This is a genomic window from Cupriavidus sp. 22TCCZM01-5 (genome assembly GCF_057798915.1).
The window spans coordinates 36,192-50,894 of record NZ_JBYOJR010000024.1; the positions used below are offsets into that span (position 1 = coordinate 36,192).

At 67.1% G+C, this 14,703-nt stretch carries 13 protein-coding genes; 5 read left to right on the top strand and 8 right to left on the bottom strand.

Features of this window, described 5'->3' with window-relative positions; genetic code table 11:
* Positions 1-4 precede the first annotated feature (4 nt).
* From xerC to AC3FNH_RS21270, 7 genes are all read right to left on the bottom strand, one after another.
* Positions 5-1,048, bottom strand: a complete 1,044-nt coding sequence (xerC, locus tag AC3FNH_RS21240) for a tyrosine recombinase XerC (protein WP_488721458.1) — start codon at positions 1,046-1,048, stop codon at positions 5-7.
* Between the two features lie 28 nt (positions 1,049-1,076).
* Entirely contained in the window at positions 1,077-1,748 is a 672-nt protein-coding gene (locus tag AC3FNH_RS21245; protein ID WP_488721459.1) for a DUF484 family protein, read from the bottom strand.
* 83 nt (positions 1,749-1,831) lie between these two features.
* The gene (gene rodA, locus AC3FNH_RS21250; RefSeq protein WP_276099111.1) at positions 1,832-2,974 is read right to left on the bottom strand and encodes a rod shape-determining protein RodA; all 1,143 of its coding nucleotides are present in this window, start codon (positions 2,972-2,974) and stop codon (positions 1,832-1,834) included.
* Between the two features lie 11 nt (positions 2,975-2,985).
* Positions 2,986-5,298, bottom strand: a complete 2,313-nt coding sequence (gene mrdA, locus AC3FNH_RS21255; protein ID WP_488721460.1) for a penicillin-binding protein 2 — start codon at positions 5,296-5,298, stop codon at positions 2,986-2,988.
* A gap of 31 nt (positions 5,299-5,329) precedes the next feature.
* Positions 5,330-5,842 (bottom strand): rod shape-determining protein MreD, encoded by a 513-nt coding sequence (gene mreD / locus AC3FNH_RS21260; protein ID WP_488721461.1) that lies wholly within the window; start codon positions 5,840-5,842, stop codon positions 5,330-5,332.
* Positions 5,839-6,798, bottom strand: a complete 960-nt coding sequence (mreC, locus tag AC3FNH_RS21265; protein WP_488721462.1) for a rod shape-determining protein MreC — start codon at positions 6,796-6,798, stop codon at positions 5,839-5,841. The genes mreD and mreC overlap by 4 nt, the downstream gene beginning before the upstream one ends.
* Positions 6,799-6,979: 181 nt before the next feature.
* Positions 6,980-8,023 carry a rod shape-determining protein gene (locus tag AC3FNH_RS21270; protein WP_011296266.1) on the bottom strand — a complete coding sequence of 348 codons (1,044 nt, stop codon included), beginning with the start codon at positions 8,021-8,023 and terminating at the stop codon, positions 6,980-6,982.
* Positions 8,024-8,649: 626 nt separating this feature from the next.
* On the opposite strand from AC3FNH_RS21270, the gene gatC reads away from it, so the two are divergent.
* From gatC to gatB, 5 genes are all read left to right on the top strand, one after another.
* Positions 8,650-8,949: an Asp-tRNA(Asn)/Glu-tRNA(Gln) amidotransferase subunit GatC gene (gatC, locus tag AC3FNH_RS21275; protein ID WP_488721463.1), complete on the top strand. Its 300-nt coding sequence runs from the start codon at positions 8,650-8,652 to the stop codon at positions 8,947-8,949.
* A gap of 83 nt (positions 8,950-9,032) precedes the next feature.
* Positions 9,033-10,538 carry an Asp-tRNA(Asn)/Glu-tRNA(Gln) amidotransferase subunit GatA gene (gatA, locus tag AC3FNH_RS21280; protein WP_276099106.1) on the top strand — a complete coding sequence of 502 codons (1,506 nt, stop codon included), beginning with the start codon at positions 9,033-9,035 and terminating at the stop codon, positions 10,536-10,538.
* 2 nt (positions 10,539-10,540) lie between these two features.
* Positions 10,541-11,005, top strand: coding sequence for a hypothetical protein (locus AC3FNH_RS21285; RefSeq protein WP_276099105.1), 465 nt, complete (start codon positions 10,541-10,543; stop codon positions 11,003-11,005).
* Between the two features lie 11 nt (positions 11,006-11,016).
* Positions 11,017-12,087, top strand: coding sequence for a dienelactone hydrolase family protein (locus AC3FNH_RS21290; protein WP_488721464.1), 1,071 nt, complete (start codon positions 11,017-11,019; stop codon positions 12,085-12,087).
* Positions 12,088-12,174: 87 nt separating this feature from the next.
* Positions 12,175-13,632 carry an Asp-tRNA(Asn)/Glu-tRNA(Gln) amidotransferase subunit GatB gene (gene gatB / locus AC3FNH_RS21295; RefSeq protein ID WP_488721465.1) on the top strand — a complete coding sequence of 486 codons (1,458 nt, stop codon included), beginning with the start codon at positions 12,175-12,177 and terminating at the stop codon, positions 13,630-13,632.
* A 96-nt stretch (positions 13,633-13,728) separates the two neighbouring features.
* Here the strand turns inward: gatB and AC3FNH_RS21300 are convergent, their stop codons facing one another.
* The gene (locus AC3FNH_RS21300; protein ID WP_488721466.1) at positions 13,729-14,655 is read right to left on the bottom strand and encodes an alpha-E domain-containing protein; all 927 of its coding nucleotides are present in this window, start codon (positions 14,653-14,655) and stop codon (positions 13,729-13,731) included.
* Positions 14,656-14,703: the final 48 nt, after the last annotated feature.

Genomic DNA, 14,703 nt, shown 5'->3' on the forward strand with positions numbered 1-14,703 from the left:
GGGCTCAATCCTTCAACGGCGGCGCCTCGTCGTCGCCGGCATCGTTCTTCGCCGCAGCGCGCCCGGCCCTTGGATGGGCCTTGTCATAAACCTTCGCCAGATGCTGGAAATCCAGCGACGTGTAGATCTGCGTGGTGGCAATGCTGGCATGTCCGAGCAGCTCCTGCACCGCCCGCAGATCGCCGGACGACTGCAGCATATGCGTGGCGAACGAATGCCTCAGCATATGCGGATGCACGTCGGCGGGCACGCCTGCGCGAATGGCCTGCTCCTTGAGCCGCAACTGCACCACGCGCGTCGACAGCCGTTGTCCGCGCGCGCCAAGGAACAGTGCACACGCATCCTCGGGAGCGGCCCCCGGCTTCAGTAGCTGCTCGCGCACGGCAAGCCACGCGCGCAACGCCTCCATCGCCTTGCTGCCAACTGGTACGGTACGCCGCCTCGAGCCCTTTCCGGTCACGGTCAGTTCCGCACTGGCCAGGTCCAGCCAGCCGGCCGACTCGTAGCCGTCCAGCCTTTCATAGCGCAGGTCAAGCTGCACCAGCTCCGACAAGCGCAATCCGCTGGAGTAGAACAGCTCCCACACGGCCTGGTCGCGCAGTGCCGCGGCATCGGTCCCCGCAGGATGCGATACCAGCGCCACGGCATGTTCGACGGAGAGCGCCTTGGGCAGCCGGTGTCCGGAGCGCGGTGCGCGCACACCCTCCACCGGATTGGCCTGGACGCCAAGGCCGTGCTGCGCCGCCCACAGATAGAAGCCACGCCAGGCCGACAAGGTGCGGGCAATGCTGGTGCCGGCCAGTCCTTCGCCATGCAGGCGCGCGGCAAAGGCGCGGATATGGCGGGTCTCCAGCGCCAGCAACGCAAACCCCGGCGCGTGCCTGGCGGCGTGCGCCTGCAACGCGGTCAGGTCGCGGCGATAACTGCGGATGGTGTGTTCGGCCAGCTTGCGGCTGCCTTGCAGCCATGCCAGATAGCGCGCGATGGCCGGGTCGGCCGCCGGCGGCTCCGCATCAGCCCCTGGGGCATTGGCCGGATCGGTGGTCATCGGCGTGGACTGAGCGACCCGCGGGATGTCAGTCGCGCAGGCGGTTCAGCGCGGCGCCGGCCACTTCGCCGATCTGCGCCAGGTAGGCCGTGCCCATGCCTTCGAGGAAACGACGCGGGTCGGGCGAGCCCAGCACCAGCAGGCCGAAGGCCGCGCCCGGCACCTCGCCGGCGGTTCGCACGGGCGGACGCAAGGCCACCATGGCGATAGAGGCAACTTCATCGAGTTCCAGCAGGCCGGCTGCCTCGAAACCCGCGTTGGCGCCACAGTATGGTGCGCGCAGGCCTTCGGAGAACAGTCGCAGGTCATCGCTGCCACCCTGCGCCACTTCCATATGGGCATACTGCTCGGCCACGTTCCAAAGCTTGAGCGCCACGGCGGGCACGTCGAACACCTGCTGCAGGCCATCCTGTACGGCATAAGGCAGCGCGTGAGAGTCCGGCTCGCCCATCAGGCGCATTTGCCAGGCGTGCATGCGCTGCTGGGTGCGGTCGTTGTCGTGCCCGTGGCGCATCAGGTCGGCCAGGCGCAGTTCCAGCACCTTGTTCTTTTCACGCAGGATTTCCATCTGCCGTTCCTGCAGCGACACCGCGCGGTGGCTGTGCGGGCTGGTCAGCTGCACGGTGGCCAGCAGCTCGGCATGGTCTTCGAAGAAGTCGGGATGGCTCTGCAGGTAGGCGGCAACGTCTTGGGCGTTCATGGGCTTCGAACCGAGAGAATTTTGCATGGCAGTTTAGCAAAGCGGGGCGCATGCGCGCCGCCCCTTGCCATCCGCCCTCTCAATTACGTCTGGATCAGCCGTTTCTGTCGGGAAATCGCCATCAGGATGCCGATGCCCGCGCCCAGCGTCACCAGCGCCGTGCCGCCGTAGCTCATCAGCGGCAGCGGCACGCCCACCACGGGCAGGATGCCGCTCACCATGCCCATGTTGACGAAGGCATAGGTGAAGAAGATCAGCGTGATCGAACCGGCCAGCAGCCGCGAGAACAGCGTCGGCGCATTGGCCGCGATGAACAGCCCGCGGAAGATCAGCAGCAGGTACAGCACCAGCAGCACGGCATTGCCGATCAGGCCGAATTCCTCGGAATACACCGCGAAGATGAAGTCGGTGTGCTTTTCCGGGATGAACTCCAGGTGGGTCTGGGTGCCCTTGAGCCAGCCCTTGCCTTCGACCCCGCCCGAGCCGATCGCGATGATCGACTGGATCGTGTGGAAGCCCTTGCCCAGCGGGTCGGTGGTCGGATCGAGCAGCGTACACACGCGGTGCTGCTGGTAGTCATGCAGGATCGGCCAGTTCACGCCGGGCGCGCAGATATCGTTCTGGAACGTAATCAGCAGCGAGACCGCCACCACCAGCACACCCAGCAACGGCAGGATGATGCGCCACGACAGCCCGGCGAAGTAGATCACGTAGATGCCGGCCGCCATCACCAGCAGCGCGGTGCCCAGGTCAGGCTGCTTGGCGATCAGGCCGACCGGGATCAGCAGCAGCACCAGCGCCACCACGAAGTCGTACCATCGCACCACGCCCTCGCGTTTCTGGAAATACCACGCCAGCATCAGCGGCATCGAGATCTTCATGATCTCGGACGGCTGGATCACCATGCCGACGTTGAGCCAGCGGCGCGCGCCCTTGCGGATCAGGCCGAACATGGCCACCGCGATCAGCAGCGCCACGCCCACGGTATAGATCGGCACCGCTACCCGCATCAGCGTCTGCGTGGGCAGGTAGGCGATCACCAGCATGATCACGTAGGACAACAGGATGTTGCGCAGCTGGTCCTCGACCTTGCCTGGCATGTCGATGGCGGCCGAGTACACGGCCACGATACCGGTGGCGAACAACAGGAACACGATCAGCGCGAGCGGCTTGTCGAAGCCGGTGAACGCCGTCTTGATGAGCGACAGGACGCGACGCTTGTCCATGCGCGTCTCCTTCAGCGGGTGACGTCGGCGCCCGTCGCCGCCGTGGCGGCAACGGGCTTGACGCGTGGTTTGGGCGCGGGCGCCTTGGCGGCGGCCGGCACGGAGGCGGGTGCCGCGGGCCGCGGCTTGCTGTGGCCCAGCGCCTGCAGCATGCGCTCGTCGAGCGTCTGCACCGCCGAAGCCGGCGGGATCGCGGCCGGGTCAAGCGCCGGGGCCGCCGCGGAAGCGCTCGCCACCGCGGCGGCGCTCGCCATCGCGGATGAGGCCGACGCCACGGATGAGGCACCCACCGCGCTGGCCGCCACGGTGCTGGCGCCGCCGGACATGACCGTCGCGCTTGCAATGCTTGCCGTCTGGCCTGTGGTGAATACGCTGGCCGTGTCGACCGGCGGACGCTCGGCCGGCGGCGGTGCCGAAGCCTCGAGTTCGGCGGGCCACTTGCCGAGCAGGTAATAGTCCATCACCTTGCGCGCGATCGGCGCCGCCACCGCGGCGCCGAAGCCCGCGTTCTCGACGATCAGCGCGAGCGCAATCTTCGGGTTGTCGGCCGGCGCAAACGCGGTATAGAGCGAATGGTCGCGCTTGCGTTCATCCAGCGCATGGTGGTTGTACTTCTCGTTCTTGCCGAGCGTGTAGGTCTGGGCCGTGCCGGTCTTGCCGGCGGACTCATAGGCGGCGCCGGCAAATGCCCGCGCGGCCGTGCCGGAGTGCGTCACCGCCACCATCGCTCGCTTGATCACGTCGATGTCGGCCTGCTTGAAGTCCAGGCGGTAGCTTTCCTTGGGCACGGTCAGCGTGCGCTTGCGCGTGACCGAGTCCTCCACGGCCTTGACCAGGTGCGGCTTCATCGCCGCGCCGTTGTTGACGATGATCGAGATCGCATTGGCGAGCTGCAGGATCGTGAAGCTGTTGTAGCCCTGGCCGATGCCCAGCGAGATGGTCTCGCCGTCATACCACTTCTGCTGCTCGGGCTTGCGGTAGGTCTTGCGCTTCCACTCGGGGGACGGCAGGATGCCGCGGCTTTCGCCCTCGATGTCGATGCCCGTGATCTGGCCGAAGCCCAGCGGCTTCATGAAGTCATGGATGGCATTGACGCCCATGTCGCGCGCCAGCGAATAGTAGTAGGTGTCGCACGACTGCACGATCGAGGCCTGCATGTCCACCCAGCCGTGGCCGCCCGGCTTGTCGTCGCGGAAGGTATGGTTGCCCAGCGTGAACGAGCCCGGGTCATGCATGCCCCAGGCGGCGGTGCGCTTGCCGGTGGTGAGCGCCGCCAGCGCCATGAAAGGCTTGTAGGTCGATCCGGGCGGATACGTACCCCGAAGCGGGCGGTTCAGCAGCGGCTTGTCCGGCGAATTGTTGAGCTCGTTCCAGGTGTTGCTGTCGATGCCCTCGACGAACAGGTTCGGGTCGAAGGTCGGCTTGGACACGAAGGCCAGGATGTCGCCCGTCGAAGGCTCGATCGCCACCAGCGCGCCGCGGCGGTCGCCGAACAACTCTTCGGCCAGTTGCTGCAGGCGGATATCGAGCGACAGGATCAGGTTGTTGCCCGGCGTGGCGGGCGAGGTCGACAGCGTGCGGATGGGCCGGCCGCCCGCGCTCACCTCGACCTCCTCGAAGCCGGTGAGCCCGTGCAGTTCGGTTTCGTAGCTCTGCTCCAGGCCGATCTTGCCGATGTAGTTGGAGCCCTTGTAGTTGTCGGCGTCCTTGCGCGGGTCGTACTTCGCGCCGTCCGCATCATTGGCCTCGTCCATGGCCTCGATGCGCTCCTGGTCGCGCTGCGAGATGCGCCCGAGATAGCCGATCACGTGCGAGGCCGACTCGCCCAGCGGATATTGCCGGAACAGGCGCGCGCGCACGTCCACGCCCGGGAAGCGGAAGCGCTGCGCGGAAAAGCGCGCCACTTCCGCGTCGCTGAGCTGGCTGCGGATCGGCAGGCTCTCGAAGCTGCGCGATTCCTCCATCAGGCGCTTGAAGCGGCGCCGGTCGCGCGGCTGGATATCGACCAGCGACGACAGCGCCTCGATGGTGTTGTCCAGCGTATCGGTCAGCTTGGACGGCGTGATCTCGAGCGTGTAGGCGGAGTAGTTGCGCGCCAGCACGATGCCGTTGCGGTCCATGATGATGCCGCGGTTGGGCTCGATCGGCGCCACCGAGATGCGGTTGTCCTCGGCCTTGGCCGAGTACTGGTCGTGCTTGTACCACTGCAGCCACAGGAAGCGCGTGAACAGCAGGCCGAAGCAGATCACCGTGAACAGCGCCGCGGCCGCCACGCGGAGGCGGAAGCGGCCGATTTCCAGTTCGACGTTGCGGATTTCGGTCATGGTACTGCCGGGTTGGATACGTTGGTCGCGGTCAGATCGGACGCGTTTCGTCCACGTCGACCGAACGGCGCTGCGGTGCGAGCAGCACGGCGGTAGCCATCGGCCAGAGCAGGGCTTCGATGCCGGGCGCCAGCAGCAGCGGCCAGCCCGGCAGCGGTGCGCCCATGGCCAGGCGGATCAACACGGGCACCGCGTGCGCGACGAACAGCAGCGGCAGCACGTGCAGCGCCTGCGTATAGACCGTGAACCACAGCACGCGGCGGTGGATGGTGATGGCGAAATAGGCCAGCAGCGTATAGGCCACCGCATGCTCGCCGAGCAGGCGCGCGTCATGCACGTCCATCAGCAGGCCCAGTGCGAACGCCACGCCCATGCCGACCTTGCGCGGCTGGTGGATATTCCAGAACACCAGCACCAGCGCCACCATGTCGGGAATCCACAGGATGGTGCCCCACGGCATCAGGTTGAACAGGAAGGCGATGACAAAGCTGAATGCGATGAACGCGGGGTTCACCGGGCGCAGCAGGTACTGAGGATTGGTCACTGTTGAGCCTCCTTGGCGGCGGGTGCGGAGGCGGACTTTGCCGCCGCGGCACGGGCCGCGGCCGACCGGGCGCCCTTGGCGGGTGCCTCTGGCTTGCCCTCGGTGGTCTCGCGCGGCGGCATGGCCGAGTCGTAGCGCACTACCAGCAGCTGCCGGTGCGCACGCACGCCCGCCACCGGTTCGCACCACACGCGCGAGAAAGCGGTATCGGCCTTGCGCTCGATATGCGAGATCTTCGCCACCGGCAGGCCGGGCGGATACGTGCCGTCGAGCCCCGACGTCACCAGCAGGTCGCCCTGCTGCAGGTCGGCCGCCGCGGCCATGAAGCGCAGGTCGAGCTGGCCGGCGCGCGCGCCGCCGAAGGCAACGCTGCGCAAGCCGTTGCGCACCACCTGCACGGGAATCGCCTGGTCCTTGTCGGTCAGCAGCGTGACTTCGGACTGGAACGGCGAGACCCGCGTCACCTGCCCCACCACGCCGCGCTCGTCGATCACCGGATAGCCTGCGCGCAGTCCGTGCTGGCTGCCCTTGTCGATAACGATGCGCTGCGAGTACGGATCGCGCGCGTCATAGAGGATTTCCGCCGCCGTGACCGGCGTGGCCGACTCCTGTTGCAGGCTCAGCAGCTTGCGCAACTGGTTGTTCTCCGCCTCGAGCTGCGCCTGGCGCACCGAGGCTTCAGCCTGCTGCACGGCGCTCAGGCGCAGTTCGCGGTTCTCGCTGGCCAGCGTGGCGGACGACTGCGCGTAGTCGAACACCGCGCGCAGCGCGTCGCGCGGCACCAGCACGACACGTTCGACTGGCATCAGGACCGTGGCGGCCACCTGGCGCACGATGCTGAGCGCATTGAAGCGCGCATCGACGATCAGCAGCGCCAGCGCGATGGCCACGTACAGGACCAGGCGCGCGACGGCCGAAGTCCCTTGCTTGAAAAGCGGCGGTGGAGAGTAATCCATTTAGCCGGGCGCGGGCGTTGACGGGAGGGAAGACGGAAGCGATGACGCAAAGACATTGCCGCCCCGGCGTGCCGGGGCGGCAATCGGTGCCGCGGGAGCGCTCCCGCGGGCGCGGCGTTGCCCCGCAGCCCTGATCGCGAGATCCGGCAGGCGGCGCATCGTCGCGTGCAGTCCTGTGCGCTTACTCGTACGAGAAGATGCTGCCCAGCTTGTCCATGCGTTCCAGCGCCATGCCGGAGCCGCGCACCACGCAGGTCAGCGGGTCTTCGGCGACCAGCACCGGCAGGCCGGTTTCCTCGGCCAGCAGGCGGTCCAGGTCGCGCAGCAGCGCGCCGCCGCCGGTCAGCATCATGCCGCGCTCGGCAATGTCGGCGCCCAGTTCCGGCGGCGTCTGTTCCAGCGCGATCTTGACAGCCGACACGATCTGGTTGAGCGGATCGGTCAGCGCTTCCAGGATTTCGTTGGACGATACCGTGAAGGCACGCGGAATGCCTTCGGACAGGTTGCGGCCCTTGACTTCCATCTCGCGGACCTCGGAACCCGGGAAGGCCGAGCCGATTTCCTTCTTGATGGCCTCGGCGGTCTGTTCGCCGATCAGCATGCCGTAGTTGCGGCGGATGTAGTTGACGATGGCCTCGTCGAACTTGTCGCCGCCGACGCGCACCGAACCCTTGTAGACCATGCCGCCCAGCGAAATGATGCCCACCTCGGTGGTGCCGCCGCCGATGTCCACCACCATCGAGCCCGACGGCTCCGACACCGGCAGGCCGGCGCCGATCGCGGCCGACATCGGCTCCTCGATCAGGTACACCTGGCTGGCACCGGCGCCCAGCGCCGATTCGCGGATGGCGCGGCGCTCGACCTGGGTCGAACCGCACGGCACGCAGATGATGATGCGCGGGCTCGGACGCAGCAGCTTCGAGTCATGCACCATCTTGATGAACTGCTTGAGCATCTGCTCGGTGACGGTGAAGTCGGCGATCACGCCGTCCTTCATCGGGCGGATGGCTTCTATATTCCCGGGCACCTTGCCGAGCATCTGCTTGGCTTCCTTGCCCACCGCCTGGATGGTCTTCTTGGCGTTGGGGCCGCCTTCCTGGCGGATGGCCACGACCGAAGGCTCGTCCAGGACGATGCCCTTGTCGCGCATATAGATCAGCGTGTTGGCGGTGCCGAGGTCGATGGCCAGGTCGTTGGAAAAATAGCTGCGGAGAAATCCGAACATCAGGAATCCTGTTTCTGTTGGGTTCGCGGGTAGGCGAAGTGGCCGGCACCGCCTGCGGGCCGGCCACAAAATAGGTTCATGCGGGTAAGGTCGAGGCTTCCCGGGCGCCGGAAGTCCGTCATCCGCCCCCTGGGGAGGATGACGCCGGCAGACCGCCGCAGTGCACTCCCGCGCACCGCTCTACGGGAACCTTTGATTAGACCTCACGAAAAAGTTCGCGAAAAGACTACGTCGGTGCCACTTTGCGGAAGATCAGCAAAGCAACGGAGGGCTAATCAGAGGAACCCAGACCATCGTGCTTTGGACACCACCCCCACAGTGTGGCGGCCAGTGCAGCCCGAAGCACGTTTCATGACAGCGAAGCCCACCGCCGCAAAAGTGACAAATCGTGCACTCATGCAGCCGTGCCGGCGGAGATGTGGCGAGGACGCTGCCAAAGGTCGGGAGCACGGAATGATACCTTATAATTCCTGCTGATTCGGGCGGTTACGACCTGAAAACCACAGCTAATCCGATGACCCGGGGCGCCCCTCCGGCACCCCGCCCCGGCGGCGCGACGCACCCGCCGCATGCCTCGGGCGCCTGTGCTGCAAGCGCCTTTTTGCACCCGACATATTCACCTCGCCATGGCCCTCGACCTTTCCGACGTCAAGCGCATCGCCCATCTGGCCCGCATCGAAACCAGCGATGAAGAGGCGTCCCAGACGCTTGCGCAGCTCAATAATTTCTTCTCGCTGGTCGAGCAGATGCAAGCGGTCGACACCACGGGCATCGAACCCCTGGCCCACCCGCTGGCAACCGTGCGCGACATCGCCCAGCGCCTGCGCGAAGACGCCGTGACCGAAAGCGACCGGCGCGAGGACTACCAGCGCCCCGCGCCCGCCACCCGGAATGGCCTCTACCTGGTGCCCAAGGTCATCGAATGACCTCGGCCGAATGATCCGAGAATGATCCGACATTCCGCCGCACCCGCACCGACGCACGCCACCCCTGATGCCAACCGACTGTCATGCCCTTTTCCGCTGATTCCGTGACCTCCCTGCGCCAGCTTGCCGATGCCCTGGCCGCGCGCACCGTCTCCGCCGAGGAACTCGCCCGCACCTACCTGGCCCGCATCGAGCAGGCCGGCGCCCTGAACGCCTTCACCCATGTCGACGCCGAACGCACGCTGGCCCAGGCACGTGAAGCCGACGCGCGCCGCGCGCGCGGCGAGGCGACGCTGCTCACGGGCGTGCCCGTGGCCCACAAGGACGTATTCGTCACGCGCGGCTGGCGCTCGACGGCCGGCTCGAAGATGCTGGCCAACTATGAAAGCCCGTTCGATGCCACCGTGGTCGAGCGCATGGCCGCCGCCGGCATGGTCACGCTGGGCAAGACCAATATGGACGAGTTTGCGATGGGCTCGTCCAACGAGAACTCCTTCTTCGGCGCGGTGCGCAACCCGTGGGACACCGACCGCGTGCCGGGCGGCTCGTCGGGCGGCTCGGCCGCCGCCGTGGCCGCGGGCCTGGCGCCGGCCGCCACCGGCACCGACACTGGCGGCTCGATCCGCCAGCCGTCGTCTTTCTCGGGCATCACCGGCATCAAGCCGACCTATGGCCGCGTGTCGCGCTACGGCATGATCGCGTTCGCGTCGTCGCTGGACCAGGCTGGCCCGATGGCTCACACCGCCGAGGACTGCGCCCTGCTGCTCAACGCCATGGCCGGCTTCGACCCGAAGGATTCGACCAGCATTCCGCCCGAGCAGGGCGGCGTTGACGAGGACTTCACGCGCCACCTGGGCCGTGCCCGCGCCGGCGCCACCGAAAGCCAGCCCCTGGCCGGCCTGCGCATCGGCCTGCCGCGCGAATACTTCGGCAAGGGCCTGTCGCCCGACGTGGAAGAGACCGTGCGCGCCGCGCTGCGCCAGTACGAGCAGCTCGGCGCCACGCTGGTGGAGGTGTCGCTGCCCAAGACCGAGCTGTCGATCCCCGTTTATTACGTGATTGCACCGGCCGAGGCTTCGTCGAACCTGTCGCGCTTTGACGGCGTGCGCTACGGCCACCGCGCGGCCGAGTACCGCGACCTGCTCGACATGTACAAGAAGTCCCGCGCCGAAGGCTTCGGCGCCGAGGTCAAGCGCCGCATCATGGTGGGCACCTACGTGCTGTCGCATGGCTACTACGACGCCTACTACCTGCAGGCCCAGAAGATCCGCCGCATCATTGCCGACGACTTCCAGCGCGCCTTCGCCCAGTGCGACGTGATCATGGGCCCGGTGGCACCGACGGTGGCATGGAAGCTCGGCGAGAAGAGCTCGGACCCGGTGCAGATGTACCTGGCCGACATCTTCACGCTGTCGACCAGCCTGGCCGGCCTGCCTGGCATGAGCGTGCCGTGCGGCTTCGGCGAGGGCAATATGCCGGTCGGCCTGCAGCTGATCGGCAACTACTTCGACGAAGCGCAGCTGCTGCAGACCGCGCACGCGTTTCAGCAGGCCACCGACTGGCACCTGCGCCGTCCCGCCAAGGGGTGAGCATGAATCGGCTTGCGCAAGGCTTCCGCCTGATCCTCGCCGCGGCACTGGCCGCGGTGGTGGCCGGCTGCATCCAGTTGCCGATCATCGGCAAGCCGACGCCCATCGCCAGCCGCGATATCGACGTCGTCGGCGACTGCCGCCGCACCGAGGAAGACGGCTTCCGCGAGGACGCCCAGCTGCGCGTGTCGGACAACAGCGTGCAGCAGCTCTCGTGGAAGCTGTGGGTCGGCAAGCGCGGCTCGTGCACCTTCAACCTGGCCGATTTCCGCCAGGTCCAGAAGAAGCCGCACATCGAGCTGCGCGCCAATGACGGCAGCGGCTGCAAGCTGATGGTCTGGCAGGATCCGCGCCGCATCACGCTCGCGCACGCCAACTGCGCGCAACGCTGCACGCCGGGGATCTACGAACAGGCCTGGCCGGTGATGTTCGAGCCGGGCAGCGGCGCCTGCGCGCAAACCCGCTGAGGCCACCCGCGATGACCGCCAGGCCCGCCAGCAACTGCCCGCATTGTCTGCACCGGCTCGCCACGCGCGTTGCCGGCGCGGCCGGCATGCTGCTGGCTGGGACCGTGCTCGCGCACACGCCCGCGCCGCCGACACCGGCACTCGTACAGCCGGCCAATACCGCCCCGCTCACCGCGCTCGCCCCCGGCGCCACCACGCGCACGGCGCCGGCCGTGCGACCGGCTACGCCGGCACTGCGCGTGCAGCTCCCCGGCGAACAGGGCGCGCCGGCGCTGAATGCCTACTGGTTCGTGCCGCGCGAAGCCAGCACGCCGCGTACCCAGACTCTGCCCGTGGTGATCGCACTGCACGGCTGCAACGGCCTGACGGCCTCGCGCCCCGAGGCCACGCGGGTGGAAGCCGGCCACGCCGGCGACGGCGATGCCGCGTCCGCGCTGCAGCCGCGTTATCGCGAGTACGCCCAGTGGCTGGCCGAGCGCGGCTACGCCGTGCTGATGCCCGACAGCCTGTCCGCGCATGGCAGGCTGCAAGGCTGCGGCGATTCGCCCGAGGCGCGTGGCCTGGACGATCGCCTGCGCCGCGCCGATGCGCTGGCGGCGCTGCGCTGGGTGGCGCGTCAGCCCGGCATCGATGCCGCGCGCATCGTGCTGCTCGGCTGGTCCAACGGTGCGCAGGCGGTGCTGGCCACCGTCGATGCGAGCCGGCCGTGGCCGGCCAACACGCCGCAAGTGGAACGCGCCGTGGCGTTCTATCCCGCTTGCAAGCGGGCCGTGCAGCAGCACAATTTCCGCTTGCGCGCACCGGTGCTGCTGATGATCGGCGGCGCCGACGACTGGACCCCCGCCACGCGCTGCGCCATGTTGCAGAGCGCGGTGCTGGCGCGCCAGCCGAACGCACGTTTCCGGCTGGAGATCTACCCTGGCGCGTATCACGGCTTTGACGGCACCAGCGAATTGCAGGTGCGCCGCGACGGGCCGGGCGGATCGCGCGCCGGCCGCGGCGTGACGATCGGCGGCGATGCCGTGGCCCGCGTGGCCGCCATGGCCCAGCTAGACTCCTGGCTCGCCAGTCCCGACCCCTGAGCGCGCGCCAACACAGATACATGGGCCCGGCGCCTGCGCCGGCCCTTTGCAACAGACAGAACCCAAGAACCGAACAGGAATACCGCCATGCAATGGGAAGTGGTGATCGGCCTCGAAACGCACACGCAGCTCTCGACGGCCTCCAAGATTTTCTCCGGGACCTCCACCGCCTTCGGCGCCGAGCCCAATACACAGGCCTCGCCGGTTGACCTCGCGCTGCCGGGCGTGTTGCCCGTGCTCAACAAGGGCGCGGTGGAACGCGCCATCCAGTTCGGGCTGGCGATCGGCGCCACCATCGCGCCGCGCAGCATCTTCGCGCGCAAGAACTACTTCTACCCCGACCTGCCCAAGGGCTACCAGATCAGCCAGTACGAGATCCCCGTGGTGCAGGGCGGCAGCATCACGATCCAGGTCGAAGGCAAGAAGGGCGAGGTGTACGAGAAGACCGTGCAACTGACGCGCGCCCACCTGGAAGAAGATGCGGGCAAGTCGCTGCACGAGGACTTTGCCGGCATGACCGGCATCGACCTGAACCGCGCCGGCACGCCGCTGCTCGAAATCGTGACCGAGCCCGACATGCGCAGCTCGGCCGAAGCCGTGGCCTACGCCAAGGCGCTGCACTCGCTCGTGGTGTGGCTGGGCATCTGCGACGGCAACATGCAGGAAGGCAGCTTCCGCTGCGACGCCAACGTCTCGGTGCGCCCGGTCGGCCAGAAGGAATTCGGCACGCGCCGCGAGATCAAGAACCTGAACTCGTTCCGCTTCCTGCAGCAGGCCATCGACTACGAAGTGCAGTGGCAGATCAACGAGATCGAAGATGGCCGCAAGATCCAGCAGGCCACGGTGCTGTTCGACCCGGACACTGGCGAAACGCGCGCCATGCGCACCAAGGAAGACGCGCACGACTACCGCTACTTCCCCGATCCCGACCTGATGCCGCTGGAGATTGACGCAGCCTGGGTCGAGCGCGTGCGCGGCGAGCTGCCGGAACTGCCGGCCGCCATGCAGGCGCGTTTTGTTTCGCAATACGGCCTGTCGGCCTATGACGCCAGCATGCTGACCGCCACCAAGGCGCTGGCCGGCTACTACGAAGCCGTCGTCACCGACGCCGGCGCGGCCAACGCCAAGCCCGCGGCCAACTGGCTGATGGGGGATGTGGCTTCGCAGCTGAACCGCGAAGGCATCAGCATCGATGCGGCGCCGGTCAAGCCGGCGCAGCTCGCCAGGCTGCTTGCACGCATTGCCGACGGCACGGTATCGAACAACACCGCCAAGAAGGATGTCTTCCCGGCAATGTGGGCTGGCGAATCCGACGGTGACGCCGATGCGATCATCGCCGCCAAGGGACTGAAGCAGATGTCCGATACCGGTGAACTTGAAAAGTTCATCGACGATGTGCTGGCGGCCAACGCCAAGTCGGTGGAAGAGTTCCGGGCCGGGAAGGAGAAGGCCTTTAATGCGCTGGTCGGGCAGGCTATGAAGGCGACCAAGGGGAAGGCTAATCCGGCGCAGGTGAATGAGTTGTTGAAGAAGAAGTTGGGGTGATCCCCCCGTGGTTTGATTGCCGCCTCGTGCTTTGGCAGATGCTGCTGTTCCGGCGGAACAGCAGCATCTGGAAGCACACCTCCCCCATCCGACAAATCAGGCCAACAAAAAGTCCCCCCGGATCCCCTCCCCCACCTCCCTGACCTTCCCAAGAAAATCCCCAAGCCACCCGTGGATTCCCACGGCAAGGATGTCATCGATACGCACGAACTTCAGTTCAGCATGGAGCCGTCCCGCCCGCCTCTCGGTGTTGGTCGAATGCCGGTTCCGAATCTGCGCGAGGATCGCCACCACCTCCTGCATGCTCGCCGCCAGTGAGCGCGGCATGGCCGGATTCATGATCAGCAGTTGCGCCACCCGCTCCGGCGTAATGGCGGAACGATAGACCTTGCGATACGTTTCCAGCCCCGACAGCGCGCGCAGCACCGCCGCCCAGTAGTAGGAATCCTCCTCCTGCGGCACACCGCCGGCGGTGTGGAATTTCACGTCGAGCAGCCGCGCGGTGTTGTCGGCACGCTCCAGGAATGTCCCTAGCCGCAGGAAACAGAAGGCTTCGTCCTTGAGCATCGTGCCGACTTCGACGCCGCGCGCGAGGTGCGAGCGGAATTTGACCCATTCGAAGAATCCGGAAGGATCGTGCACCGGCATGCCGTCGCCGACCCGTTGGTTCGCTTCGAGCCATGTGGCGTTGATGGTTTCCCACAATGGCGTGGTGAGCGCGCCCCGCACCGCACGCGCGTTCTCGCGCGCGGCGCGCAGGCAGGAGAGGATCGATGCGGGATGGCTCTGATCGCCCGACATGAAGGCGATCATGGCCTCATGCCCGAGACCGCCATGGCGCGCGGCATAGCAGGGCGTGAGTTCGGTGATGTCGAGCATGGCGCGCCAGCCCTGCTCGGCCGCGTCCGCGCCTTGCGGCAGCAGCGCGGTCTGGTAGTTGACGTCCAGCATGCGCGCGGTGTTTTCCGCGCGTTCGGTGTAGCGGGCCATCCAGTACAGGTGGTCGGCGGTGCGACTCAGCATGGCGGCTCCCGTGGTATTGCCCATCATCGGTCAAGCAATTGCCTTGCC

What these genes read in the sequence shown, in the direction of transcription:
- xerC (WP_488721458.1), bottom strand. Translation starts at nt 1,048, where the DNA reads ATGACCACCGATCCGGCCAATGCCCCAGGGGCTGATGCGGAGCCGCCG.
- AC3FNH_RS21245 (WP_488721459.1), bottom strand. Translation starts at nt 1,748, where the DNA reads ATGAACGCCCAAGACGTTGCCGCCTACCTGCAGAGCCATCCCGACTTC.
- rodA (WP_276099111.1), bottom strand. Translation starts at nt 2,974, where the DNA reads ATGGACAAGCGTCGCGTCCTGTCGCTCATCAAGACGGCGTTCACCGGC.
- mrdA (WP_488721460.1), bottom strand. Translation starts at nt 5,298, where the DNA reads ATGACCGAAATCCGCAACGTCGAACTGGAAATCGGCCGCTTCCGCCTC.
- mreC (WP_488721462.1), bottom strand. Translation starts at nt 6,798, where the DNA reads ATGGATTACTCTCCACCGCCGCTTTTCAAGCAAGGGACTTCGGCCGTC.
- AC3FNH_RS21270 (WP_011296266.1), bottom strand. Translation starts at nt 8,023, where the DNA reads ATGTTCGGATTTCTCCGCAGCTATTTTTCCAACGACCTGGCCATCGAC.
- gatC (WP_488721463.1), top strand. Translation starts at nt 8,650, where the DNA reads ATGGCCCTCGACCTTTCCGACGTCAAGCGCATCGCCCATCTGGCCCGC.
- gatA (WP_276099106.1), top strand. Translation starts at nt 9,033, where the DNA reads ATGCCCTTTTCCGCTGATTCCGTGACCTCCCTGCGCCAGCTTGCCGAT.
- AC3FNH_RS21285 (WP_276099105.1), top strand. Translation starts at nt 10,541, where the DNA reads ATGAATCGGCTTGCGCAAGGCTTCCGCCTGATCCTCGCCGCGGCACTG.
- AC3FNH_RS21290 (WP_488721464.1), top strand. Translation starts at nt 11,017, where the DNA reads ATGACCGCCAGGCCCGCCAGCAACTGCCCGCATTGTCTGCACCGGCTC.
- gatB (WP_488721465.1), top strand. Translation starts at nt 12,175, where the DNA reads ATGCAATGGGAAGTGGTGATCGGCCTCGAAACGCACACGCAGCTCTCG.
- AC3FNH_RS21300 (WP_488721466.1), bottom strand. Translation starts at nt 14,655, where the DNA reads ATGCTGAGTCGCACCGCCGACCACCTGTACTGGATGGCCCGCTACACC.